The following is a 209-nucleotide window of genomic DNA, read 5'->3' as shown; positions in this document are numbered from 1 at the left end:
CGCGCCGGCATGGCGACCCTCAATAAAGATCAGCGCGTGAGTTACGAGCTCGAGACCGGCCGCGATGGCAAGGTTTCGGCCGTCAATCTCGAAGCGGCCTGACGCGTTAGATGGCCAAGGAAGAGGTCCTCACCTTTGAGGGCATGATCGACGAGATTCTGCCCGATGGGCGATTCCGCGTCGAACTCGAAAATGGCCATCGGCTCATT

At 59.3% G+C, this 209-nt stretch carries 2 pseudogenes; both read left to right on the top strand.

Annotation, left to right across the window (positions count from 1 at the left end):
* Positions 1-102 (top strand): annotated as a pseudogene (locus B1A78_RS23275) (cold-shock protein); the annotation flags it as partial.
* A gap of 8 nt (positions 103-110) precedes the next feature.
* Positions 111-209, top strand: a pseudogene (locus B1A78_RS23270) (translation initiation factor IF-1); the annotation flags it as partial.

Origin of the sequence: Sphingopyxis sp. KK2 (genome assembly GCF_001990265.1) — a bacterium.
Lineage (GTDB): Bacteria > Pseudomonadota > Alphaproteobacteria > Sphingomonadales > Sphingomonadaceae > Sphingopyxis.
The sequence above is the reverse complement of the archived record's forward strand: the minus strand, read 5'-3'. Positions and strand labels throughout refer to the sequence as shown.